The organism is Pseudomonas sp. CFBP 8772, from assembly GCF_014841665.1.
Taxonomy (GTDB): domain Bacteria; phylum Pseudomonadota; class Gammaproteobacteria; order Pseudomonadales; family Pseudomonadaceae; genus Aquipseudomonas; species Aquipseudomonas graminis_B.
This window is the reverse complement of the sequence record NZ_JACYUI010000024.1, coordinates 1-24,543: the sequence shown is the minus strand read 5'-3', so window position 1 is coordinate 24,543 and position 24,543 is coordinate 1. Positions and strand designations below refer to the sequence as shown.

25 protein-coding genes and 1 pseudogene are annotated in these 24,543 nt (G+C 61.2%); 3 read left to right on the top strand and 23 right to left on the bottom strand.

Going from position 1 to position 24,543, the window contains the following annotated elements:
- On the top strand, nt 1-337 hold a 337-nt coding region (locus tag IFT99_RS25720; RefSeq protein ID WP_192136091.1), incomplete at its 5' end, for an integrase core domain-containing protein.
- A gap of 274 nt (nt 338-611) precedes the next feature.
- Nucleotides 612-1,715, top strand: coding sequence for an IS110 family transposase (locus IFT99_RS25715; RefSeq protein WP_192136090.1), 1,104 nt, complete (start codon nt 612-614; stop codon nt 1,713-1,715).
- Nucleotides 1,716-2,086: 371 nt separating this feature from the next.
- Here the strand turns inward: IFT99_RS25715 and IFT99_RS25710 are convergent, their stop codons facing one another.
- The 23 genes and pseudogenes from IFT99_RS25710 to IFT99_RS25600 form a co-directional block, all read right to left on the bottom strand.
- Nucleotides 2,087-2,791 carry an SPOR domain-containing protein gene (locus IFT99_RS25710; protein ID WP_192136088.1) on the bottom strand — a complete coding sequence of 235 codons (705 nt, stop codon included), beginning with the start codon at nt 2,789-2,791 and terminating at the stop codon, nt 2,087-2,089.
- Nucleotides 2,775-4,081, bottom strand: a pseudogene (gene folC, locus IFT99_RS25705) (bifunctional tetrahydrofolate synthase/dihydrofolate synthase). The gene IFT99_RS25710 and the pseudogene folC overlap by 17 nt, the downstream one beginning before the upstream one ends.
- The gene (gene accD, locus IFT99_RS25700) at nt 4,078-4,998 is read right to left on the bottom strand and encodes an acetyl-CoA carboxylase, carboxyltransferase subunit beta (protein ID WP_065986414.1); all 921 of its coding nucleotides are present in this window, start codon (nt 4,996-4,998) and stop codon (nt 4,078-4,080) included. The pseudogene folC and the gene accD overlap by 4 nt, the downstream one beginning before the upstream one ends.
- A 284-nt stretch (nt 4,999-5,282) precedes the next feature.
- Entirely contained in the window at nt 5,283-5,903 is a 621-nt protein-coding gene (locus IFT99_RS25695; RefSeq protein ID WP_192136084.1) for a phosphoribosylanthranilate isomerase, read from the bottom strand.
- A 59-nt stretch (nt 5,904-5,962) separates the two neighbouring features.
- Complete coding sequence (gene truA / locus IFT99_RS25690) at nt 5,963-6,787, bottom strand: tRNA pseudouridine(38-40) synthase TruA (RefSeq protein WP_192136093.1); 825 nt, start codon at nt 6,785-6,787, stop codon at nt 5,963-5,965.
- Between the two features lie 209 nt (nt 6,788-6,996).
- Complete coding sequence (locus IFT99_RS25685; RefSeq protein ID WP_192136081.1) at nt 6,997-9,813, bottom strand: FimV family protein; 2,817 nt, start codon at nt 9,811-9,813, stop codon at nt 6,997-6,999.
- 116 nt (nt 9,814-9,929) lie between these two features.
- Entirely contained in the window at nt 9,930-10,940 is a 1,011-nt protein-coding gene (locus IFT99_RS25680) for an aspartate-semialdehyde dehydrogenase (RefSeq protein WP_192136079.1), read from the bottom strand.
- Nucleotides 10,941-11,037: 97 nt separating this feature from the next.
- Nucleotides 11,038-11,601: a DUF1285 domain-containing protein gene (locus IFT99_RS25675; RefSeq protein WP_192136077.1), complete on the bottom strand. Its 564-nt coding sequence runs from the start codon at nt 11,599-11,601 to the stop codon at nt 11,038-11,040.
- A 10-nt stretch (nt 11,602-11,611) separates the two neighbouring features.
- Nucleotides 11,612-12,217, bottom strand: coding sequence for a DUF4823 domain-containing protein (locus IFT99_RS25670; RefSeq protein ID WP_065986396.1), 606 nt, complete (start codon nt 12,215-12,217; stop codon nt 11,612-11,614).
- Nucleotides 12,218-12,334: 117 nt separating this feature from the next.
- On the bottom strand, nt 12,335-13,009 hold the full coding sequence (locus tag IFT99_RS25665; protein WP_065986395.1) for a TetR/AcrR family transcriptional regulator: 675 nt from the start codon (nt 13,007-13,009) through the stop codon (nt 12,335-12,337).
- 466 nt (nt 13,010-13,475) lie between these two features.
- Nucleotides 13,476-14,261, bottom strand: a complete 786-nt coding sequence (locus IFT99_RS25660) for a TatD family hydrolase (protein ID WP_192136070.1) — start codon at nt 14,259-14,261, stop codon at nt 13,476-13,478.
- Nucleotides 14,262-14,276: 15 nt separating this feature from the next.
- Entirely contained in the window at nt 14,277-14,633 is a 357-nt protein-coding gene (locus tag IFT99_RS25655; protein WP_065986393.1) for a PilZ domain-containing protein, read from the bottom strand.
- Nucleotides 14,634-14,676: 43 nt separating this feature from the next.
- A complete protein-coding gene (locus IFT99_RS25650) occupies nt 14,677-15,663 on the bottom strand; it encodes a DNA polymerase III subunit delta' (protein ID WP_065986392.1) in 987 nt (328 codons plus the stop codon).
- Nucleotides 15,656-16,300, bottom strand: coding sequence for a dTMP kinase (gene tmk / locus IFT99_RS25645; RefSeq protein WP_192136068.1), 645 nt, complete (start codon nt 16,298-16,300; stop codon nt 15,656-15,658). Before tmk ends, IFT99_RS25650 begins: the two co-directional genes overlap by 8 nt.
- A 43-nt stretch (nt 16,301-16,343) precedes the next feature.
- On the bottom strand, nt 16,344-17,582 hold the full coding sequence (gene mltG / locus IFT99_RS25640) for an endolytic transglycosylase MltG (protein WP_192136066.1): 1,239 nt from the start codon (nt 17,580-17,582) through the stop codon (nt 16,344-16,346).
- A 3-nt stretch (nt 17,583-17,585) separates the two neighbouring features.
- Nucleotides 17,586-18,404 carry an aminodeoxychorismate lyase gene (gene pabC / locus IFT99_RS25635; protein ID WP_192136064.1) on the bottom strand — a complete coding sequence of 273 codons (819 nt, stop codon included), beginning with the start codon at nt 18,402-18,404 and terminating at the stop codon, nt 17,586-17,588.
- Complete coding sequence (gene fabF, locus IFT99_RS25630) at nt 18,401-19,645, bottom strand: beta-ketoacyl-ACP synthase II (protein ID WP_065993132.1); 1,245 nt, start codon at nt 19,643-19,645, stop codon at nt 18,401-18,403. Before fabF ends, pabC begins: the two co-directional genes overlap by 4 nt.
- Before the next feature lie 107 nt (nt 19,646-19,752).
- Nucleotides 19,753-19,989, bottom strand: coding sequence for an acyl carrier protein (gene acpP / locus IFT99_RS25625; RefSeq protein WP_016973676.1), 237 nt, complete (start codon nt 19,987-19,989; stop codon nt 19,753-19,755).
- A gap of 186 nt (nt 19,990-20,175) precedes the next feature.
- Complete coding sequence (gene fabG, locus IFT99_RS25620; protein WP_065993130.1) at nt 20,176-20,913, bottom strand: 3-oxoacyl-ACP reductase FabG; 738 nt, start codon at nt 20,911-20,913, stop codon at nt 20,176-20,178.
- 15 nt (nt 20,914-20,928) lie between these two features.
- On the bottom strand, nt 20,929-21,867 hold the full coding sequence (gene fabD / locus IFT99_RS25615) for an ACP S-malonyltransferase (protein WP_192136062.1): 939 nt from the start codon (nt 21,865-21,867) through the stop codon (nt 20,929-20,931).
- 138 nt (nt 21,868-22,005) lie between these two features.
- On the bottom strand, nt 22,006-23,013 hold the full coding sequence (plsX, locus tag IFT99_RS25610; protein ID WP_083233271.1) for a phosphate acyltransferase PlsX: 1,008 nt from the start codon (nt 23,011-23,013) through the stop codon (nt 22,006-22,008).
- Nucleotides 23,014-23,017: 4 nt separating this feature from the next.
- A complete protein-coding gene (gene rpmF, locus IFT99_RS25605; RefSeq protein ID WP_003179396.1) occupies nt 23,018-23,200 on the bottom strand; it encodes a 50S ribosomal protein L32 in 183 nt (60 codons plus the stop codon).
- Nucleotides 23,201-23,213: 13 nt separating this feature from the next.
- A complete protein-coding gene (locus IFT99_RS25600; protein WP_065993122.1) occupies nt 23,214-23,741 on the bottom strand; it encodes a YceD family protein in 528 nt (175 codons plus the stop codon).
- A 106-nt stretch (nt 23,742-23,847) separates the two neighbouring features.
- Between IFT99_RS25600 and IFT99_RS25595 the strand changes: the two genes are divergently transcribed.
- Nucleotides 23,848-24,426, top strand: a complete 579-nt coding sequence (locus tag IFT99_RS25595; RefSeq protein ID WP_065993121.1) for a Maf family protein — start codon at nt 23,848-23,850, stop codon at nt 24,424-24,426.
- Nucleotides 24,427-24,543 lie beyond the last annotated feature (117 nt).

Sequence of the window (24,543 nt, the reverse complement as noted above, 5' to 3'; positions counted from 1 at the left end):
GCCTGGCCTGATCGCTCACTCCGATCGCGGCAGCCAATATGCGAGCGCAATCTACAGATCGCTGCTGGCCAGGCACGGCATGCAGCAAAGCATGAGCCGTAAGGGCAACTGCTGGGACAATGCGGTGATGGAACGCTTCTTCCTGAGCCTGAAAATGGAGCGGGTATGGCGGCGCAATTACGCCAACCATGGCGAAGCGATACGCGACATCACTCAATACATCGTTGGGTATTACAACAACGAGCGGCTGCACTCAAAACTGGGGTATCTGCCACCGACCGTTTACGAACGGACGATGGCCTTGAAACAACCTATCGAGGTGTCCGGAATTAGTTGACCACTACAAAGCGAGAGTGACTGATCCGGCTCCTTCCCGGCTGAAGCCGGTCCTACAACGGCACCGCGGACATTTCGTAGGACCGGCTTTAGCCGGGAAATCGTCAGTTGCCACACTGCAAAAGCGAGAGTGACTGACCCGGCCCCTTCCCGGCTGAAGCCGGTCCTACAACGGCACCGCATACATTTCGTAATTGGATGGACTCGCCCAAGCCGAGGCGTCAGTAGCGCCACGGTGGCATTCTTAAGAAGCCAACGACAGCGAGGGCGAGCCCATGAAAAAGCATACGATCAAAAGTAACGCCTTGTCTTCAGCCGATGTATCGGCTTGTTCGACAGTGGCTGTGGATCTTGCCGAAAACGTGTTCCAGATAGCCGGAGAGGACACCTTTGGTGAGGTCATTTACGAAAGCCGCATCAAGTCACGCGAAGCCTTTGTGGCATTTTTAAAAACCCTGCCGCCAGGTGTAACGGTGCTGATGGAAACCGGCCCTGGCGCACAGTCATGGGCGCGGCTGTTGCAGGCGCAAGGCAACCCGGTGCGAATTTTACCGGCGCAACATGTCGCCAATCATCGCAGCGGCGCCAAGAATGACCGCAACGATGCGCTGGCGATATTGCGCTCGGGACGAGATGTAAACATTGCTTCAGTACCCGTCAAAAGCACCGCTCAATTGGCCATGCAGGCCTTGCATCGGATTCGACAAGGGTATGTAAAGCGGCTTACCGCGATGGGTAATCAGATACGCGGGTTGTTGCTGGAACAGGGCATTGCGATGGCGCAAGGGGCGGTAGCCCTAAGTCGAAATGTCCCACGGATACTGGAAGACGCCACCCAGCCGTTGCCAGATATGTTGCGCGAGCTGATCGACGAACTGCTGGGCGAATGGAGTCAGCTGGGTGAACGCATCGATGTGCTGACGGGGCGTCTGGAAGCAGCAGCACGCCAAGACGAGACGGCAAAGCGTCTGATGACGGTACGCGGCATCGGCCCTGTCATCGCCACGGCCTTGCTGGCCAAACAGACTGAACCTGAGCGCTTCGCCAACGCACGAATGTTCGCCGCCTACTTCGGCACGGTTCCTGAACAGAACAGCAGCGGACAGAACACCCGACTGGGTAAAATTTGCAAACGTGGTGATGGCTATATTCGCAGCCTGTCGATTCAGGGAGCGCACGCCGTGTTAAGACAGGTGCGGCCTGATTCGGAGCATCCGGATGATCGCCGGTTGCGACGCTGGCTAAGTCGGCACGGTCAAAAAGGGGCGGCCGTCAGGTTGGCCAACCGAAACCTGCGTATCGTCTGGGTCTTGCTGCAAAACGATCAAACCTATCGTCGCCAGCCAGCAGATTGCCAGGAGGCGGCGATGAATCATTAATCAACCGAGTTCTGCCACCGGGGTGCTGAGTCACCTCAACCGCTGCTGAAGAACATTGACCCTTGGTCAGACCGTCGCGGACAGATGCCTGCGGTCCTACTGGCCCTTTGAGGCCTTATCGTAATCGGCATACCGCGAGCTCACCCAATGTTGGCCAGAAGCTGATGATGCTTCCTCGAACAGGCCTTATACATAGATGCAACCGGGTAGCAGTGTTCGAAAAGCAGGTTGAATGTGGGGGCGAGTTCATACATAGGACCGGCTTTAGCCGGGAAGGCATCAGTTGCCACACTGCGAGATGGAGAGTGACTGATCCGCCCCCTTCCCGGCTGAAGCCGGTCCTACCAAGGGAAGGCGTCGGCCGGGGACGCTTACTTACGCTCCGGCTGGAAACGCACAACGATCCCTTTGATCTTCTGCTGTTTTTCCAGCGTGTCACGCAGACGATCAGCTTCGACGCGTTCGATCACCGGGCCGACGAAGACGCGGTTCACGCCATCGGAGGTGCGGATGTAGGCGTTGTAGCCCTGAGTGCGCAACGTCTTCTGCAGATTGTCGGCATTGGCGCGGTTGGAAAGGCTCGCCAGCTGTACCGCCCAGGTGACCGACAAACCATTGGCATCGACCCGGCTGGTCTCGGCTGCCGGTGTGACAGGCGCTGCCGCTTGAGCGGGTGCCGGCGTCGGTGCCGGAGCAGGCTTCGCGGGCGCGGTCTGAACGGGTTTCGGCGCAGCAGCCACAGGCTTGGAAGGCGCAGGGGCAATGGGCATGGACGGCGGCTGTTGACTGGTGCGCTGCTGAACGGGCTGGGCAGGACGCGCGGACTGAGCAGGCTGCGTCAGCTCGTCATCGCCTGGCACCGGCTCCTGCGGCAATGGCTGCTGTTCAGGCACGCTGACGGGTTCGACCTTGATCTGCGAGGTGGCCGGCGCTTGCGGCGCGGCAGGCGCATCGACCTGAACACGGCGGGCTTCGTCCTGACGCGAAAACAGCATCGGCAGAAAAATCACCGCGACGGCAATCAGCACCAATGCCCCAACCATCCGCTGTTTGTACGCTTTATCCAGCAAAGCCATGTGTCACTTCCTCCGTGACGCGCCAGCAAGCCATTCCAGGGCCTCGGCTACGCAGTAAAAAGACCCGAACAGAACAATCTCGTCGTCGGCTGTCGCGTGGGCGCACTGAGCTTCAAGTGCCAGCGCGATACTCGGGTGAGACGTCACGCGAGCGCCAAGGTTCTGCAACGCCTGTTCGATCTCTTGCGCCGGACGGCTGCGCGGCGTTGGCAGCGGTGCGACGGCCCAACTGCTGAACGTCTCGCTCAGTTCCGCCAGAACGCCCGGCAGGTCCTTGTCACTGAGCAAACCGAACACCGCCAGACGCTTGCCCGCCACCGGTCGCTGATTCAGGCGCTGGGCGAGAAACGTTGCTGCATGGGGGTTGTGGCCCACGTCCAGCAGCAGGCTTAGGGATTTCCCCTGCCAGTCGACGCTGCGACGGTCAAGGCGACCGGTGACGCGCGTATTGACGAGCGCATCGCGAAGGGTCGACCCATCCCACGGCAAATCCAGCCGCAGGTAAGCCTGCAGCGCCAGCGCGGCGTTCTGCATGGGGAGGTCGAGTAACGGCAGCGAATGCAGTTCGATTGTGCGGCCCTGTGCATCAGTGCCCGACCAGTCCCACCCCGTCGCGTTGATCTGCAGATTGAAATCGCGACCGCGCAGCGACAGCGGACAATGCAGTGCCTGCGCTTTGTCGAGCAACGGCTGCGGCGGATCAAGATCGCCACACAGTGCAGGCCGTCCCTCACGGAATATCCCGGCCTTCTCGAAGGCCACGGTCTCACGGGTATTGCCGAGGAATTCCGCGTGGTCAACGCCAATGCTGGTGACCAGCGCCATGTCGGCGTCGATCAGATTGACCGTATCAAGCCGCCCGCCGAGACCGACTTCCAGCACGACCGCATCCAGCCCGGCCTGCTCGAACAGCCAGAAGGCTGCCAGCGTGCCCATTTCGAAATAGGTCAGGGAAATGTCGCCGCGGCCGCGCTCGACCACCTCGAACGCCGCGCACAGCGCGGCGTCGGTGGCTTCGACGCCCAGCACCTGCACACGCTCGTTGTAGCGCAGCAGGTGCGGCGAGCTGTAAACGCCGACTTTCAGGCCCTGGGCCTGCAACAAGGAAGCAACGAATGCGCAGGTCGAGCCTTTGCCGTTGGTGCCGGTGACCGTGATCACTCTGGGCGCCGGCCGGGTCAGGCCCATCTGAGCTGCCACCTGCTGCGAACGCTCCAATCCCATATCGATGGCCGACGGGTGCAGGTGTTCCAGATAGCTGAGCCAGTCGCTCAACGAGCGTGCGGTCATAGGTTCGCCGGAACAGGCGGTACAACGATCGGCTCAACTGTCGGCGCCACGAATTTCGGCGTCGGCAGCCCCATCATCTGGGCCAATACGTTACCGAGACGCTGACGCAGTTCCTGACGGTGAATGATCATGTCGATCGCGCCGTGGTCGAGCAGGAATTCGCTGCGCTGGAAACCTTCCGGCAGCTTTTCGCGCACGGTCTGCTCAATGACGCGAGGGCCGGCGAAGCCGATCAGGGCCTTTGGCTCGGCGACAATGATGTCGCCCAGCATCGCTAGGCTGGCAGAAACACCGCCGTAGACCGGGTCGGTCAGCACGGAGATAAACGGCAGGCCCTCTTCACGAAGACGCGCCAGAACGGCCGAGGTCTTGGCCATCTGCATCAGCGAGATCAAGGCTTCCTGCATGCGCGCACCGCCGGATGCGGCGAAGCAGATCATCGGGCAGCGGTTTTCCAGCGCGTAGTTGGCAGCTTGCACGAAGCGCTCACCCACCACCGCACCCATCGAGCCGCCCATGAAGGAGAACTCGAATGCGCTGCACACCACCGGCATGCCCAGCAGGGTGCCGCTCATGGAAATCAGCGCGTCCTTTTCACCGGTCTGCTTCTGTGCCGCGACGAGGCGATCCTTGTACTTCTTGCCGTCGCGGAATTTCAGACGGTCCACCGGCTCCAGATCAACGCCGATCTCCTGACGGCCTTCGGCGTCCAGGAAGATATTCAGACGGGCGCGGGCGCCGATGCGCATGTGGTGGTTGCACTTCGGGCAGACGTCCAGGGTCTTTTCCAGCTCCGGGCGATACAGCACCGCTTCGCAGGACGGGCACTTGTGCCACAGACCTTCGGGCACCGAGCTCTTCTTGACCTCGGAACGCATGATCGAAGGGATCAGTTTGTCTACCAACCAGTTGCTCATGCTTTCTTTCTCCAGTACCGATGGCTCGAACGCGATGGCAATAGGTGCCATGCGCATGCCCTTAAACCAATGTCATGTAAGGTGCCGCGAAATGCCGTACAACGATCGGCGCGAAGCCTGACCTGCCGAGACAACACTCGCAAACACCCCTCTCAACTTCCATCACGAGACGCAAGACGTCTTCGCTCAATCAATTCGGCCACGCGCATCAGCGGATGGCAGGCTAGTGGACGGCGACCGTTGGTCCGCCGTCACATCCCAGCCGATGTTGCCGGGCAAACGCCCTAGGCGCCGTGTACTGCACTCATGAACGCACGGATCTTGTCGTGATCCTTCAGGCCTTTGGATTTCTCCACCCCGCCACTCACGTCCACGGCGTAGGGATGCACCTGCGCAATGGCCTGGGAAACGTTGGCCGAGGTCAGCCCGCCGGCGAGGATCACCGGCTTGCTCAAATGTTTTGGAATCAGCGCCCAGTCGAAGGTTTCCCCCGTCCCGCCCGGAATGCCGGCGACATAGGTGTCGAGGAGGATGCCGCAAGCGTTGGCGTAAGCATCGCAAGTGGCCGCGATGTCGTCGCCGGCCTGGACCCGCAGCGCTTTGATGTACGGGCGGCTATAGCCTTCGCACTGCTCCGGGGTTTCATCGCCGTGAAACTGAATGAGGTCGAGGGGAACGACGTCGAGCAGGGCTTTCAAGTCAGCGCGCTCTGCATTCACGAACAGGCCGACAGTGCTGACGAACGGCGGCAGCGCGGCAACGATTGCCTGGGCCTGCTCGACCGTCACGAAGCGCGGACTTGGGGGGTAAAACACCAGCCCGATGGCATCGGCTCCCGCGTCAACGGCGGCCAACGCGTCTTCTATGCAGGTAATCCCGCAGATCTTGCTGCGAACGGCTGACATGTAGTGGAGACCTCAAGCCTTGCGAAAGTCACGGATGGTAGCAAATGCAGTCACCCGCGTCAGCCGTCCAGTTCCGTGAAGCCGGTGAGAAAATGCGGGCCGATGTAGCGATCCGGTAACGGGAACTCGTCGCGGTATTCCACCTGAACCAGATACAGGCCGAAAGGATGAGCCGTCACACCGCCGGTGCGTCGGACCCGACTTTCCAGCACCTCCCTCGCCCACTCGATTGGCCGCTCCCCTGCCCCAATGGTCATCAGCACACCGGCAATGTTGCGCACCATGTGATGCAGAAAGGCATTGGCGCGGACATCAATGACGATCATCTTGCCGTGGCGGGTGACGCGCAAATGATGAAGCTGCTTGATCGGCGATTTGGCCTGGCATTGACCGGCACGGAACGCGCTGAAATCGTGGGTGCCGACCAGATACTCGGCCGCCAGCGCCATGCGTTCGGCATCCAGCGGGCGATGGTTCCAGGTGATTTCCTGGCCCAGGTGCGCCGGACGGATCTGATCGTTGTAGATCACATAGCGATAACGTCGGGCGATGGCCTTGAAGCGCGCGTGAAAATGCGCGGGCATGACCTTGGCCCAAGTCACGCTGATGTCATGGGGCAGCTTGATATTGGCGCCCATGGTCCAGGCTTTCATGCTGCGCTCGGCCTGAGTATCGAAGTGCACCACCTGACCGCACGCGTGCACACCGGCATCGGTGCGCCCTGCGCACATCAGCGACACCGGCGAATCGGCAACTTTCGACAGGGCGTTTTCCAGCGTTTCCTGGACGGTCAGCACACCGGTCAACTGGCGCTGCCAGCCGCTGTAGCGCGAGCCCTTGTATTCCACGCCCAGGGCGATTCTGGAAAAACCTTCGGCCGCCAGTTCGGCTGCCGCTGTTTCTGCCTCGGTGTCTGTAGTTGCCAAGAGCTTAAAGCCTGTCGATGTGCGCAAGGGCGGCCATTATACGGATCGAAAAAAAAGACGCCATCGGCAGCGCTGGTGAACCCGCACGCACGCGAAAAGCCGAAGGGCCCGACCCGGAAACGCAAACGACCGCCGAAGCGGTCGTTTTTTTGCAGCGGTGTATACCGTCAGACGAGGCGCGACAGCATGTCCCGCGCCTCCGTCTTCTGGCCATCGTCACCTTCGGCCACCACCTCATCAAGAATGTCGCGAGCGCCGTCGGCGTCACCCATCTCGATGTACGCCCGGGCCAGGTCCAGCTTGGTGGCCGCTTCATCGGTACCGGACAGGAAATCGAATTCCGGCTCGTCATCCGCCAGCAGCGCATCGTCTTCAGTGAAACGCGGCGACGCGTCCACCGGCTTGTCCAACGCGGTGTCGAACGGCTTGGCAATCGGCGGCTGTTCCAGGCTCTGGGAGAGACGGTCCAACTCGGCATTGACGTCGTCGATCTCAGACGCAAATGCCTCGGACGCTTGCTCGGTCTCCATCTCGTCCGCCAGGGAGAGGTCGAAATCGGCAGGCAACTCAATGTCGTCTTCCGGCCCCGGCTTGTCGGCGCCCAACGATGCAGGCTGTTCGAACGGGGGCAGATCACGCAGATCGTCCTCCATCCCCAGCAAATAATCGTCTTCGGCCTTCAACGCCGGCTGATCTTCCGCCAGGTTGAGGTCGAAATCGTCCAGGTCGGCGGGCTCAGCAGGGCCGGATGTCGCCTGTTGTTCGCGCAGAATCGCGTCGAAGTCCAGGTCATCAGACGCCGATCCGGCAAACGGCGCATCCAGGTCCAGATCGTCGAGGGCAGCGGTGTCCTGTGCCGCAGCGCGGGTCGGCGCAGCAGCAGGCGATTCGCTGTCCAGATCATCAAGGCTCAGGTCAAAGGCGTTGTCGAACTCTTCGTCCAACGGCACTTCGGTCACTGTTTCTGCCACCGAAGCTGGCTGCGCCGGGACTTCAGGTTCGTCGTGAAGCAGGTCCTCGACGTATTTTGCGTCCATTTCCGCCGCCAAAGCCGCTGTGGCCGCCACCCCTGCTACCGCCGCAGCTGCTGCTGCCATGGACGGATAGCGGGATTTCAGCTCTTCGACTTCAGCGTGGTTCTTTCCCGTGGCCACCAGTTGCCGCTCCTGCGCGACAAACCCGGATTTGTTGTCCTGCTCGGCATAGACCTCCATGAGCTTGAGGCGCAGATCGCTGCGCTGCGGCTCATGCTTGATGGCCTCTTCAAGAACGGCAGCAGCCTGATTGCTCCGGCCGTAGGCAATGTGGATTTCGGCCTGAACGAGCGCGTCAGCCGGGTGCTCGCGGACCGGCTCGGCGACGGTCGGCGCCGGCGGCGTCTTTGCGTTGGGCACCGGCGCCTCCAGGCCTTCAAAGCTGCTGGCAGGCATATCCATGTCGGACGCGAAGTCCGACTCTTCGGCCAACGCACGCGCCATCTGGCGATGCCGTTCGGCTTCGATCAGCGCATTGCGTCGGCGAGCCATCAGCAACAGAAGCAGCAGCAAGACCAACAGCGCGCCGCCACCGATCAGGCCCATGAGCATCGGACTGGCCAGAATCTTGTCGAGGGCGCTGCGGTTATCTTCATCGGCCACCGGCTCGGTCGGTACGATCAGCGCTTGATCAGGCGTTGCACTGGTCACCGCCGCACCGTCAACCGGCAATGCGTCTTCGGGCGCGATTTCGTCAGGCGCCTTCCCGGCAACATCAGGCGCCGCTGCATTCGGCACCACTTGGGCCTGCATCGCCGGGTTGGCGGCGTTGTTGGGGTTGGTCACGCTGTTGGGGCTGACAGCGGGATTGGCAGGATTGGCGGCATCAATGGGCGGCGGAACCGCTGCGCCGGACGCCTGCATTTTCGCCAGTTGGTCATTCTTCAGCTGAATCAGGCGCTGCAGTTTGTCGACCTGGCTTTGCAGATCAGTCATGCGGCTCTTCAGCTCGGCATTGTCCCGACGCGTGGTGTCCAGGCTTTCCTGAGTAGTCGCCAGCTGGTTGCTGATGTCGGCGTTGTCGCTGGCTTTGCCTTTCGCTCCAGCCTTGTTGGCAGAGACGAGGCTGAGGTTGTCCTTGGCGTCGATCTGTGACGGCGCCGCGCCCGCACGGTCGCGACGGGTGGCATCGACCTGACGCGCGCCGCTCGGCAGGCGTCGGCCTTCGCGCCAGGCACGATTCTGCTCGGCCACCTCGGCCACCGCGCGAGGCTGAGCCAGCGCCGTTGACTCCTGCGGCGACGGCAGACGCAACACCTGGCCTTTTTTCAGGCGGTTGATGTTGCCGGCAATAAACGCATCAGGGTTCAACGCCTGAATCGCCAGCATGGTCTGTTGCACAGTGCCGCCATTTTTCACGCGCGCGGCAATTTCCCAGAGCGTGTCGTTATTGGCGGTGGTGTATTGGGTGAACTTGGGTTCCGGGGCAGGCGCTGGAGTTGGCGTCGAAGGTGCAGCCGCTGGCGTCTCGGCGGCAGGTGCCGGGGCAGGTGCGACGCTCGGTGCGGTCGACGGCAATTGCGCGGCGGCCGCAGCGGCCTGTGGCGAGAATTTTGGCGGGTCCAGCAACAGGCTGTACTCGCGCAGCGCCCGGCCGTTGGGCCAGAGCACTTGAACGAGGAATTTTACGTAGGGATCGCGGATAGGCTTGGTGGAGGTAATGCGCAACACACTCTTGCCGCCGGGATTGACGACCGGGGTAAAGGTCAGGTCATCCAGAATCGCCACCCGGCCAACGCCGGCCTGAGCGAACTCCGCAGAGGTCGCCAGACTCGGCACCACCTGGGAGGCATTGAGGTCCTGCACTTCTGTCAGCTCGATTTCGGCCAACAACGGCTGATTCAGGGTCGACTTCACGGTCAGACCGCCGAGGCCGAGCGCTTGTGCCATTCCCGATGACAGCGCCGAAGCCGCAGCGATTGCTAAAACGAGTTTACGAACCTGAACCATAGCCCATCCCTTGTTTGAAATTTCCCCGGCAATCGCGAAGATAATGCCTGCTCGGGTGTAAGGCGTATCGACACGCCGCAGCTAGAATGATTCTTCGAATTGTGGGCAAGTATCTTTTACGCAACATCTTTTATCAACAACTCAGCCACCTGCACAGCGTTCAACGCTGCGCCCTTGCGCACATTGTCCAGCGTGACCCAGAAATTCAGCTCACAACCGTCGTCGACGCCCCCGCGTAAACGTCCTACATAAACAGCATCCTGTCCTACGGCGTCGCCCACCGGCGTCGGGTAATCGCCGGCCTCAACCAGCTCGATGCCCTCGGCCGTTTCGAGCGCGGCGTTGACCGCCTTGATGTCGACCGGTTCGCGGGTCTGCACCGACACGCTCAGGCTGTCGCCGAAGAACACCGGCACCTGGATGCAACTCACACCGACCTTGATTAAAGGCAGCGAGAGCAACTCGCGCAACTCGCTGACCAAACGTTTTTCCAATGGCACATGACCCTCGGCGTCAGGCTTGCCCACTTGGGCCAGCACGTTGAACGCCATCTGCCGGTCAAACACCTTCGGCTCCAGCGGGCGAACATTGAGCAGCTCGGCGGTCTGCCGAGCCAGTTCGGTGACCCCTTCTCGGCCCATGCTCGACACCGCCAGGCACGCCGTCACGGTGATCCGCTCGAGGTTCAGCAGTGCGCGCAACGGCGTCAGCACCAGCGCGAGGGCGGCTGCGCTGGAACTCGGGCATGCCACCTGCTGCGGCTTGGCCAGATCAGCCAGGCGGGGGCCATTGACCTCGGGCACTACATTGGGTGCCTGCTCCACGGACAATCCGGCGGACAGGTCGATCACAACACACCCGGCGGCGGTGGCGCGCTCGGCATAGCTGCCGGTGACCGTGGCGCCTGCTGCAAAGAACGCGATCTTCGCCTTGCTGAAATCAAAGGCGTCAACTTCACGCACGCGGACGTTCTTGCCACGGTACGGCACTGAACTGCCGGCCGATTCGGCGCTGGCGAGCAGGTGCAAATCGCCAACCGGGAAGTCGCGCTCTTCGAGAATCTGGACGATGGTTTCGCCGACAGTACCGGTGGCGCCGATCACGGCGATATCAAAGGACTGACTCATGGAAAAACCTCAGGAAAAATCGGGGGGCGGCACTTTAACTGCCCTGTGGTAGTCAGGCAATTGGGCGCAAGCGGATAGCCAGTTCGACAGGGACCGATCAGGGCTCGAGACCGATGGGGAAAAATTCGCCACCGCTCCACACCCCCAGCCAGCGCTGGCCGTCGATTTTCCGCACCACTGCCAGGTCAACCAGCTGATAGAAGACATTACGGTGGATCAGCGCTTCGAGGTTGTTGCGCACACGGATATAGGGAGCTGGCTCCTGGGTCTGCGGATCGAGGTCGATACGCAGCGGATGTTCAGCCCCCGCCTCTGCCACGTCTTCGACATTGGTGGTGAACCGCAACAACTGCGACTCCCCACTGCCTTCAACGTCCAGCAGCACCGCCACAAAAGGCGCGTCGTCGACCTTGATGCCAACCTTCTCGACTGGGGTAATCAGGAAATAATCGTCGCCGTCACGGCGAATGATGGTGGAAAACAGCCGAACCATCGCCTTGCGACCAATGGGCGTGCCCAGATAGAACCAGGTGCCATCACGGGCGATGCGCATGTCGATGTCACCGCAGAAATCCGGGTTCCACAAGTGCACAGGCGGCAAACCCTTGCCGCTCCTGGCAATCTGTGCCAACAGATCGTTGGCTTTGTCCTGCCCACTCATACGCCACTCCTCAGCGGGCTTCGACGCCCAGCAAACCCCGAGCGTAAGCTTCCATCGGGGGTCCTAGCAAATCCTCGGGCTTGGTGTCGTACAACGTCAGCAGGCCACCACGGAGGTGAATGCGGGCCGAATCGATAAGGTAGCGGGTGTTGGTTTCGATCAGCATCAGCTGTATGACGCCGTTGTCGATGCCAAGACGGTCCACTGCTTCCTGATCCGACCACTCGTCAAACGTGCCGATGCGGTCATCAGCCTTGGCAAAACGGGTGTACAGCAGATAATGCGCGCCGGCAGCCCGAGCCTCGGTCATCGCGTCATCCAGACCTTCCGGGGCGCGGGCGCGGCGGACCATCGGGAAGTATTCGATAAAACCGTTGAAGGCTTCTTCAGCCACGACATTGGGACGCGGGTAGGCGCTGCCCGGGGGAGCAAAGGCGCCTTGGGCGATATAGATGAACGAGTCAGGTTGCACGCGAAAGTTGTTCAACCGGCGGGTCGAACTGTGATCCAGCAGCCCGGCGTCACTGAGCTCATCGTGAGCGCCTTGTGCCAGATCGCTGACGTGCATGCAGCCACTCAACGCCAGTAGAGCCAGCAGTAAAACCAGGCTACGCATGTTTATCTCCAAAGTCCGGCGACGGAAAACCGGCGAATGGCCGGTTAATGCAGCTTTTGCGCCATGTCGGACCTGGAGAAGGCTTAGCTCGCGGAATCGGGTTTGCGTGGCTTCGCTTTACTCAGCAGCGGGGTCGGGTTGAGCGCCGGGTTTGGTCTCGTGCCCATGATCAATATCCCGCTTGCGTTTGTTGCCCATGCGCACACCGATGTCCATCAGGAACTGGAAGAAACCTTCCTGATCTTCAAGGACATTGCTCCAGAACGGCGAGTGGTACAGCGCCACCGCGCCGTGCACCAGCGCCCAGGCGGCGCAGTAATGGAAGTACGGAGGGACGTCTTCGAGCTTGCCTTCGGAAATCCGTCCCTTGATCAGCAAGGTCAGGTGTTCGAAGTTCGAAGCGCGGATCTTGTGCAGCTCCTCGACCAGCTCCGGCACCTGATTGCCTTTTACGACTTTCTCTTCCAGGCGGTCGAACAGGCGATAGCGCTGGGGGTCGCGCATACGGAATTCAAAGTAGGCGCGGGACAGCGCTTCTTTGTCCTTGTCGACATCCGCCGAATGCAGCAGCTCGTTCAAATCCCGCTCGTAGTCGAGCATAAGGCGCAGATAAATCTCGGCCTTGGATTTGAAATGCTTGTAGATGGTGCCTTTGCCGATACCCACGGCGTCCGCGATCATCTCGACGGTGACGCTGTCTTCGCCCTGTTCGAGGAAAAGCTTGAGCGCGGTGTCGAGGATCTCCTGCTCACGGCGGCGAAACTCACGGACTTTACGAGGTTCTTTCTGCATAGGAGGGGACTGTGGATTCGGGAATCGGAAGCGGCACATTATGCCTATCCCGCAGCAGAATGCACGGATCATCCGACCTGTATCCGTTTTCTGACGGATTTAGCCGCCAGTACGCTAAAGCGAAACGCAAAGTGCCCCACCAGTCTCTTTTTTGGCGGGATGGCCTGAGTGGTCAGAAATTCGGGACATCAGTGGGATTGCGGTATCAGCAGCGCGTCAGGTATTCCAAAACTGTTTAAAAATCGTACAGCGGTCGGCTGGACGCCTGCGGATTATAGCCAATACTTATATTCGCCAACGCAGCATCTCCCCCAAGTGCCAGCGTTGGCAAGGACACCAATGGATAGCGTGTCTTTGTTTTACTCCTAATGGTCTTAACCCGGATTCACCCCCCAGAACCCGGGTTTTTTTTGCCCGCGATTTGCGCAGCGCTCGGGGCCTGGCAAGCGGCGCTGTACACGGGGGATCAGCTTTTAACGCGCGCCAGCGGGAACAGCCGCTTGAAGTTTTCGCTGGTCTGTTCGGCAAAACGCTCGTACGTCTCGCCACGTAGCATCGCCAGGAACTCGGCCACTTCACGCACGTATTGCGGCAGGTTGGGCTTGCCCCGATACGGGATCGGCGCCAGGTACGGCGAGTCGGTCTCGACCAGCAGCCGGTCGGCGGGCACCTTGCTGGCGACGTCCCGGAGCGCGTCGGCGTTGCGGAAGGTGACGATACCGGACAGCGAGATATAGAACCCCAGATCCAGCGCGGCTTTGGCCATGTCCCAGTCTTCGGTGAAGCAATGCAACACGCCGGCTTGAGGCAACGCGGCCTCACGCAGCAGCGCCAGCGTGTCGGCCCGCGCGCCGCGGGTGTGGACGATCACCGGCTTGCCGGTCACGTTGGCGGCCTGCAAATGAAGCCGGAACGAGGCCTGTTGCAACTCGGCAGCCTCGGGTTCGTAGTGATAATCCAGACCGGTTTCGCCGATGGCCACGACGCGCGGATGATTCAGCTCGCCGAGCAGCCACTCCAGCGCAGGCGCTTCGCCGGGCTTGAGGTCCAGTGGATGGATGCCGACCGAGCAATCAACGTCGTCGTAGCGGTCAGCCAGCGCTTTCACGGCACCGGCATTCTCGGCGCTGACGCCGATGCACAGAAAGTGCCCGACGCCCCGCTCTCTCGCCGCATGCAGCGCGTTGTCGAGGGAGCCGTCATGGGCACTGAGGTCGAGGCGGTCGAGGTGGCAATGGGAATCTACAAGCATGGCGGCAGGGGCAACTTACATCGTATGGGTAGGACGGTCGGATTTCAGGGCTCCGGCCAGGTAGTTTTCAATCATGTTGCGCGCGGTGTTGTCGCCGTCGTTGAACTGCACCCCAACGCCTGCGGCGCGGTTGCCCTGAGCGCCCTTCGGCGTGATCCAGGTGACCTTGCCCGCGACCGGAATCTTTTCAGGCTCGTCCATCAGGTTGAGCAACATGAACACTTCATCGCCCAGCTTGTAGCTTTTGCTGGTGGGAATGAACAGGCCGCCGTTCTTGATGAATGGCATGTATGCGGCGTACAGGACGGACTTGTCCTTGATGGTCAGGGACAGGATGCCGTTACGCGGACCTGGACTCGGTGGCACGCTCATCTCGTTTCCTCAGGCAATGCATGATGCCATGCAGAGGGCCAGTCTAACCTTGTCCGGTCAGGCCTGCCCACTGCACCAATAACGCTTCGAGCAACAGAACCCGGTTCAGGTTCGCTTTTGACATCACCTTCTGGCGCTGCAGCAGCACCCAGTCCTGAATCGCCAGCACATTGCGCTGGGACGATTTCTGCGCCAGATACTGCACAACCTTGCGCATGTCGGTCAGGCCCAGGCCCTCTTCGTCCTGGGTCAGTTGATAGCGCAGGATCAGGCTCGACCAGTCGCAGAACCAGTCAAACAGCAACAACAGCGGTATGTCTTTCCAGCCTTCGGCCAGCTGGGTCGGCGACTGCTGGCCCTTGAGCAGCTTTTTAACGCCTTCCACCACCAGCGCCCGTTGCTCATGAACGCCCTGGCCGTGCAGCTTGACCGCGACCAACGGCGAACCTGCTGCGAGGGTCAGCAGATCGACACGCTCCTGCTCGTCGCAATCTGGCAGTGCATCGGCCAGCCAGGCGATGCTCATGGCGTCGCTGGGCAGCGGACACGCCTGTTGCACGCAACGGCTCTTGACCGTGGGCAGCAGCCGGCTCGGCTGATGGCTGACCAGCAACAGAATGGTGTTGCCCGAAGGCTCTTCCAGACTTTTCAGCAGAGCGTTGGCGGCGTTGATGTTCATCGCCTCGACCGGCTCGATCAGCACCACCTTGCGCCCGCCCATCTGCGCGGTCTGCACCACGAAGCTGACCAGGTCGCGCACCTGATCGACCTTGATCGCCTTGTCGGCCTCTTCAGGCTCCAGCACGTAATGATCGGGGTGACTGCCGGCTGCCAGCAGCGAGCAGGATTTGCATTGGCCGCACGCCTCAAGGCCTGTCGGGTGCTGGCACAACAGCAGGTACATCAAACGCTCGGCCAGCGCCCGCTTGCCGATGCCGGCCGGGCCGTGGAGCAGGTAGGCGTGAGCATGTTGCTTGCGGCCTGCCAGTTGCTGCCACAGGCCGTGCTGCCAGGGATAAGCCTCAGCCATGCCGGCGAGCCGCCAGCAGAGCAATCAGTTCGGGAACCAGCCCATCAAGGGACGACTGGACTTCGGTCAGCGGCAGCGCCGCGTCCACCAGGCGATAACGCTCGGGGGCCGCGGCGGCGCGCGACAGGTAGGTGCTGCGCACGGCATCGAAGAACGCTCGGCCCTCCTGCTCGAAACGGTCCAGCTGACCACGGGCGGATGCGCGGGCCAGGCCTATCTCGATGGGCAGATCGAACACCAGGGTCAGATCCGGACGCAGCGCGCCCTGGACAAAATCTTCCAGCACGGCGATGCGCTCGATGGGCAGGCCTCGGCCGCCTCCCTGATACGCGTACGTGGCATCGGTGAATCGGTCGCAAAGGACCACGGCACCCCGCGCCAGCGCCGGGCGAATCAGGCCAGCGAGGTGTTGCGCACGGGCGGCGAACATCAGCAGCAGCTCGGTATCCACAAACATCTGCTCGTCGCCGGGCGTCAACAGCAGCTCGCGAATGCGCTCGGCCAATGGCGTACCGCCGGGCTCGCGGGTCAGGACCACATCAATGCCTTCACTGCGCAGGCGCTCGGCCAGGTACTCGCGGTTGGTGCTTTTGCCCGCGCCTTCGGGGCCTTCCAGGGTAATAAACAAACCGGTCACGGGCAGTCCTTGGTGAGATTCATGGCGAGCGTGCTCGCGGTTGTCATTGGCCGGGGTCACTGGCCGGGGTCGACGGAGCCTCAGCGTCCGTCTGCGGCTTCGGCGGTTGCTCGCTCGCGCCCGGCTCTGCGTCCCTGGGTTCTGCCGCTTTGGATTCTGTTGGCTGCACATCAGCAGGTTTCGGATCTGTGGGCTGCTGCTCGGACGCGGGCTTATCGACGGCGTCCACGGGCAGCGCCGGTGCAGCGACAGGCGCCGGGCTGGAGCGGTAGTCCGCGCGACGCTTGAGCTGGAACGCCTTCACCGCCGCGTTGTGCGCATCCAGATCGGCGGAGAATACGTGACTGCCGTCCCCTCTCGCCACGAAGTACAGGCTGTTGCCGGCCACCGGGTGCATCGCCGCATGGATCGCCTCACGCCCGACCATCGAGATCGGCGTTGGCGGCAAGCCGGAGATGACATAGGTGTTATACGGCGTAGGCTCTTTCAGCAACGCCCGGGTGATCTTGCCGTTGTACCGGTCGCCGAGGCCATAAATGACGGTCGGATCGGTCTGCAGCAACATGCCCTGCTGCAAGCGACGCACGAACACACCGGCAATCTGGCCGCGTTCCTGGGGAACACCGGTTTCCTTTTCCACCAGCGACGCCATGATCAGTGCCTGGTAAGGATCGGAGTACGGCACATCGGCAGCACGCTTCTCCCATTCCTCCTGAAGCACTTCATCCAGGCGGCTGTAGGCTTGTTTCAGCAACTCGACGTCGGTCATGCCGCGCACGTAGCGATAGGTGTCCGGGAAAAACCGGCCTTCGGGAAAGACGTCCGGATGCCCCAGCTTCGCCATAAGCTCCGGGTCGCTGAGATCGCTCGCCGTTTGCTCCAGCTTGACCTGTTTAGCCAGCGCCGCGCGCACCTGACGGAAAGTCCAGCCCTCCACCAGGGTGACGCTGTACTGAACCACTTCGCCTTTTTGCCAGAGATCGAGCAGTGACTCGGCGTTCATGCCTGGCGCCATACGGTATTCGCCACTGTGCAGCGACTGCCCTTGCAGATTGAAGCGCCAGTACAGCCGCAGCCAGAATGCATCCTTGATGACGCCGTCGGCCTGCAGCCGATTCAGCACGCCGGTGGGCGAAGAACCCGACGGCACATCCAGCAGTTTTTCCTGGGTCAGATTGAGGGGCTGCCGCAGCGCGCTGCTCTGCTCCCAATAAGCCAGTCCCAGCAATAGCCCTGCCAGAACCACACCTGTTTCCAGCAAGACGAGTAATTTTCGGATCACGAATCAGATATCCAGAAGCCCGCGAACAAGGTGTTGGAGTTTACGGGTCAGCGGCCCAACCGGCCAGTTCAGATGCTCGACGCCGCGCACCGGCCAGATGCCGTACACGCTGTTGCAGACAAACACCTCATCGGCCTTTTGCAGGTCGGACATCTGCAGCTCCAGCTCGCGGGCCGGCATGTTCTCGCGCTCCGCCAGCGCCAGAATCTCGGCCCGCATCACACCAGCCACGCCACAGCGGCGCAGGTCCGGCGTCAGCAACACCCCGCCCTTGACCATAAACAGATTGCTGTAGACCGCCTCGACGATCCGCCCCGACACGTCCCGCATCAGCCCTTCGGCGTACTCGGCACCTTGCCATTCCCCACGGGCCAGCACTTGCTCAAGGCGATTGAGGTGCTTGAGCCCGGCCAGCAGCGGCTGTTCGGCGAGACGAGTCTGACAGGCGAACAGTTTGACGCCCTGCTCTGCATGGGCCTCGGGATACACCGGCAGCGCACTTGCCTGGAGGATGCGTCTCGGCTGTGCGTCCACAGCGGGCGCATAGCCACGTACGCCGTCGCCACGGGTGACGATGAGTTTCATCACGCCTTCACCCAACTGAGCGGCGAAGCGGCAGCACTCCTCCTCGACCAATGCCAGATCGAGGTTCAACGCCAGGCGCTGAGCACCCAGTGCCAGACGCTGCAAATGACGCTGGAAGAGCAATGGCTGTCCGGCCTTTACAAGGACAGTCTCGAAGAGACCATCGCCGTACGCCAACCCCCGGTCCTTGACGGCCAGGGAGTCAGCTGAAAGGCCATCGATCCAGCTCACGGTCATTCGGCGTACCGGCGGAAGACCAGCGAGCCGTTGGTGCCACCGAAGCCGAAGGAATTGGAAATCACCACGTCGATCGGCATTTTCCGCGGTTCGTGGGGAACGAAGTCCAGGTCGCAGCCTTCATCAGGCTCGTCGAGGTTGATCGTCGGCGGCGCGACCTGATCCTTGATCGCCAGCACACTGAAAATCGCTTCGATGGCCCCGGCGGCGCCCAACAGGTGGCCTGTCATCGACTTGGTCGAACTGACAGCCAGTTTGTAGGCATGCTCGCCGAATACCTTCTTGATGGCGCTGACTTCGGCCAGATCGCCCGCAGGCGTGGAGGTGCCATGGGCGTTGATGTATTGCACGTCCTCGGGACGAATCTTGGCATCGCGCAGCGCGTTGGTGATGCAGCGCGCGGCACCGGCGCCGTCATCCGGCGGCGAGGTCATGTGAAACGCATCGCCGCTCATGCCAAAGCCGATCAGCTCGGCGTAGATGGTCGCGCCACGCGCTTTGGCGTGCTCGAGCTCTTCGAGGACCATGGCGCCAGCACCGTTGGACAGCACGAAGCCGTCGCGGCCCTTGTCCCAGGGACGGCTGGCGCGCGCAGGCTCATCGTTGCGGGTAGACAGCGCGCGCGAGGCGCCGAAGCCGCCCATGCCCAGGCCGCAGGCCGCCATTTCAGCGCCGCCGGCGATCATCACATCGGCTTCGTCGTACGCGATGTTGCGCGCGGCCATGCCGATGCAGTGCGTGCTCGTGGTGCAGGCGGTGGCGATGGCGTAGTTGGGGCCCTGTGCGCCGAGGTGGATCGACAGGAACCCGGAAATCATGTTGATGATCGACCCCGGTACGAAGAACGGGGAGATCTTGCCCGGCCCCTGCTCATGCATCAGCCGGCTGGTGTTCTCGATGTTGGTGAGACCCCCGATGCCTGATCCCATCGCCACGCCGACGCGCTCGCGATTGGTGTCGTCGATCTTGATACCGGAGTTGCGCACGGCCTGAAAGCTGGCAGCCAGCCCGTACTGAATGAACAGATCGAGTCTGCGGGCCTCTTTGGCCGACAGGTATTCCTCGACATTGAATCCCTTGACCGAACCGCCAAAGCGGGTGGTGTATTGGGACAGGTCCGTGTGTTCGATAGGCCCAATGCCACTCTGGCCAGCCAGAATGCCTTGCCAGGTGCTCGGCACATCCGTGCCCAAAGGCGTCAGCATACCCATACCGGTGACCACGACGCGTCTACGCGACACAGGACTCTCCTTTCTTCTATTGATGAAACGCTGCCCTATTCAAAGAAAAAACCGCACGCCAGGGGCAGTGCGGTTTCTCCAGGACAGCAAACTACGATTACAAAATCTTACGCCTGGTGGGCAGTAACGTAATCGATAGCCGCTTGAACAGTGGTGATCTTCTCGGCTTCTTCGTCAGGGATTTCGGTCTCGAATTCCTCTTCCAGAGCCATTACCAGCTCAACGGTATCAAGGGAGTCGGCACCCAGGTCTTCAACGAAGGAAGCACTGTTGGTGACTTCCTCTTCCTTGACGCCAAGTTGTTCGGCAACGATTTTCTTGACGCGCTCTTCGATGGTGCTCATACCGTGTTTTAACTCCTAGTGGACAAATTCAGGCAGCTGGCCGATGGGTAAGTGTATAGAAGAGGTTTTGCGCATTTCAAGCTAAACGCAATTCCCGCTACGCCCGACAGCCTTCTGCCCCTTAAAAGATTTCAGCTTTATAACGGATTTTAGACAGCCCGTATGACATTTTTTCGATACGACCGGTCACATGTACATGCCGCCGTTAACGGGGATTGTAGCCCCGGTCACGTAGCCTGCACCTTCCGAGGCAAGAAAAGCGACAACATGCGCGATCTCTTCTGCCTGCCCCAGTCGGCCCAGAGGAATCTGGGCCGTCAGGGAATCACGTTGCGCTTCTGGCAGCTCGCGGGTCATGTCGGTGTCGATGAAACCCGGCGTCACCGAGTTGACCGTCACTGCACGCGACCCTACTTCACGTGCCAGGGCACGGCTGAAGCCTTCCAGACCCGCCTTGGCGGCTGCGTAGTTTACTTGACCTGCGTTGCCCATGGCACCCACCACCGAGCCGATGCTGATGATCCGGCCCCAACGCGCCTTGGTCATCCCGCGCAGGACGCCCTTGGACAGGCGGAACAGACTGCTCAGGTTGGTGTTGATGACGTCGTGCCACTCGTCATCCTTCATGCGCATCATCAGGTTGTCACGGGTGATACCGGCGTTATTGACCAGGATCAACGGCGCGCCAACGCGTTCGGTGATCTGGGCGAGCGCGGCGGCAACGGATTCGTCGCTGCCCACGTCCAGCGCCAGACCGAAGCCTTCGATGCCGCTTTCCTTGAAATAAGCGGTGATTTTCTCGGCACCGGACTCGGAAGTCGCCGTGCCCACGACGATGGCGCCGTTACGACCCAGTTCAAGGGCGATCGCCCGGCCAATGCCACGGCTCGCGCCGGTGACAAGTGCAACTTTACCCTGACTCATGCAGGCGTCTCCTAATCAGGCCAGCGCCGCACGAGCGGCGGCGAAGGCGTCTGGGGTATTGAGGTTGTGGGTGGCCACGCCATCGGCGCAACGCTTGTTCAATCCGGCGAGAACCTTGCCCGGGCCGCACTCGACCAGTTGCAGGGCGCTCTGGGCGGCCAGGGTCTGGATCGATTCGACCCAGCGCACTGGCTTATAGAGCTGCTGCAGCAGATCGGCTTTCAGCGTACCGAGGTCGGACACGACACTCGCGGTGACGTTCTGCACCAGCGGGATCTGAGGCACCTGCCAGTCAATGGCAGCGATCGACTCGGCGAAGCGTTCCGCCGCCGGGCGCATCAGTTCGCAGTGCGAAGGCACGCTCACCGGCAACGGCAAGGCACGCTTGGCACCCTTGGCCTTGCAGATTTCGATGGCGCGCTCCACGGCGGCCTTGGCGCCGGCAATCACGACTTGTCCGGGCGAATTGAAATTCACCGCGCTGACCACGTCGCCCTGAGCCGCTTCGGCACAGGCAGCAATGACCACCGCATCGTCCAGGCCGAGAATGGCCGCCATGCCGCCCTGCCCCGCAGGCACGGCTTCCTGCATCAACTGACCCCGGCGCTCGACCAGCTTCACCGCATCGGCAAGGGTCAGGCTACCGGCTGCGACCAGTGCGCTGTACTCACCCAGACTGTGCCCGGCGACATACGCAGGGCGCACGCCGCCTTCCGCCAGCCACAGACGCCACAAGGCAATCGATGCGGTGAGGATGGCAGGCTGGGTTTTATCGGTCTGGTTGAGGCTCTCTTCCGGGCCCTGCTGGGTCAGCGCCCAGAGGTCGTAGCCCAGAGCAGCGGAAGCTTCTTTGAACGTCTCCAGCACCAGCGGATGCTGCGCGCCCAGCTCGGCCAGCATGCCGAGGGACTGCGAGCCCTGGCCCGGAAAGACAAATGCGACGGAAGCAGACATTAACAAGCCCCTGATTATTCTCGTCAAAATGAGCGTCCGGCGGGCCGAACGCGAGGTAATTCAATGTGTTGCGGTGGACAGTTGGATGACCACACGGTCACAGGCGTCACATTCTAGCCCAAGACTCGCACTGAAGCCCTAAAGCAGATCCTCAAGACGACCGCGCAAGCGCTGGGGCAGGTTTTCCTGAATCTCGATCAGTGCCCGCTGTATTGCGCTCTGGAAACCCTGGGCATCGGCCGAACCGTGGCTCTTCACCACAATGCCCTGCAGCCCGAGAAAACTGGCACCGTTGTGACGCGCCGGGGCCAGGTCGGCCTTGAGCTGGCCGAGCACAGGCCTTGCCATCAACCCCACCAGCCGCGACAGCACGTTGCGACGAAACAGCCCCTCGATGCGCTCGCCAATCATCAGCGCCAGGCCTTCGCTGGATTTCAGCAGCACATTGCCCACGAAGCCGTCACAGACCACGACATCCGCTTCACCCCGATACAGGCCATCGCCTTCGACAAAACCGATGTAGTTCAGCCCCGGCGCAGTCTGCAACAGACCGGCAGCCAGCTTGACCTGCTGATTGCCCTTGATGTCTTCGGTGCCGACGTTCAGCAGTGCGACTCTGGGTCGCACCACGCCCAGCGCCTCGGCCGCCACCGAACCCATCACGGCAAACTGATAGAGATGCTCGGCGGTGCAATCAACGTTCGCACCCAGATCCAGCAATTGGCAATAACCGCCCCGGGTCGGCATCGCTGCCACCATGGCCGGGCGGTCGATGCCCGGCAAGGTTTTCAGCACGAATCGGGACAGCGCCATCAAGGCACCGGTATTGCCTGCACTGACACAAGCGTGGGCCTTGCCCTCGGCGAGAAGCCCCAACGCGACACGCATCGACGAATCAGGTTTGCCACGCAAGGCCTGGGACGGACGCTCGTCCATGGTGATGACTTCACCGGCGTGCACAACGTGCAGGCGCGAGCGATCGACACCGGAGTGGCGTGCGATGAGGTCTTCGAGAAGGGAGGATTGACCAACAAGGGTCAGGTGTAGCGAGGGGGTAGCAAGCAGGCAGGCGACGCAGGCCTGAACAATGCTGCGGGGACCGAAGTCCCCGCCCATTGCGTCGATCGCGATGACCGGAGCAGACAAGAAATTACTCGTCAGCGCCCTTGTCGATCACTTTACGGCCACGGTATACGCCTTCTGGCGATACGTGGTGACGCAGGTGAACTTCACCGGTGGTTTTTTCTACAGACAGAGTGCTAGCCTCGAGAGCGTCGTGGGAACGACGCATGTCACGGGCAGAGCGGGATTTTTTGTTCTGCTGAACAGCCATAATTGATTAACTCCTAAACGTTTGGGTCACGCTTTAACTGCGCCAATACACTGAACGGGTTGGACCGCGTTACCTCGTCCTCGCTCGGCTCGGACTCGTTGAGGTCCGCCGGCGGCTGGCATTCTTTCGGATCATGAGTTGGAACAATGGGCAAGGCGAGCAGAAGCTCATCCTCGATCAAAGCCAGCAGATCCATGGGATCTTCGCCGAGTTCCAGCACGTCATAGCCTTTCGGCAACGACTGGGTGTTTGCACCCTCCTTCACCACCGCATAACTGCATTCGCTGTGGATAGGAAAGGTGACCAGCTCAAGACAACGCTGGCAAACCATTTTGACTTCGACGTCAATTGCACTGTGGATAACCACAGCGCGCTGCTCGTCACGCTCAAAAACGAATTTCGCCTGCACCGTACCGAGATTGTCAGCAAGCGGGTCGCAGAGTCTCTCCAAATCAGCCAGCAGCATCTCTCCCTGAAGAGTAGTGCCACGATCAGCTAATTTGCGCGGGTCAACGTGAGGTGGAATCGGGTCATTCAACATAGGCGCAGCATTTTAGGGACGACCCTTGCGACTGTCAAAGGAAATTCAGGCCTGTTCGCAACCTGAGCCGCTGATTACACTCGACTTTCATGTTACGGAGCCACCCATGCTGCCTCTACTCCTTGCTTCCAGCTCGCCCTACCGCCGCGAATTGCTGAATCGCCTGCGGCTGCCATTCGTCTGCGCGTCGCCCGACATCGATGAAAACCGTCGGCCAGACGAGCCGGCAATCGACCTCGTGATTCGCCTGGCACGCGAGAAAGCCATGGCACTCGCTGAGCAATTCCCCGACCACCTGATTATCGGTTCAGACCAGGTGGCCGTGCTTGGCGAGCAGATCCTCGGCAAACCGCACACGTTCGACCGCGCGCTGGCACAGCTGAAGGCGAGCAGCGGCAACAGCGTCAGCTTCCTCACCGGCCTTGCGCTCTTCAACAGCCGTACGGGTGAGTGCCAGGTTGATTGCGTGCCTTTCACCGTGCACATGCGCCAGCTGGACGACGCCCGCATCAGCCGCTACCTCCACGCCGAGCAGCCATACGATTGCGCAGGCAGCTTTAAGGCCGAGGGACTGGGCGTCAGCCTGTTCCGCAGCACCGAAGGCCCGGATGCGACCAGTCTGATAGGCCTTCCTTTAATACGCCTGGTGGACATGCTGATGAACGAAGGCATCGAGCTGCCCTGACCTCGATAAAAAATAGATGCGAAAAGCCCGACCAATGGCCGTAATGCTGTTCACTTAAGCGGAGCAGCCTTGCGGTCTACCGGAAACCGGGTTTTTGAAATTTTCACCGTCCTTGGC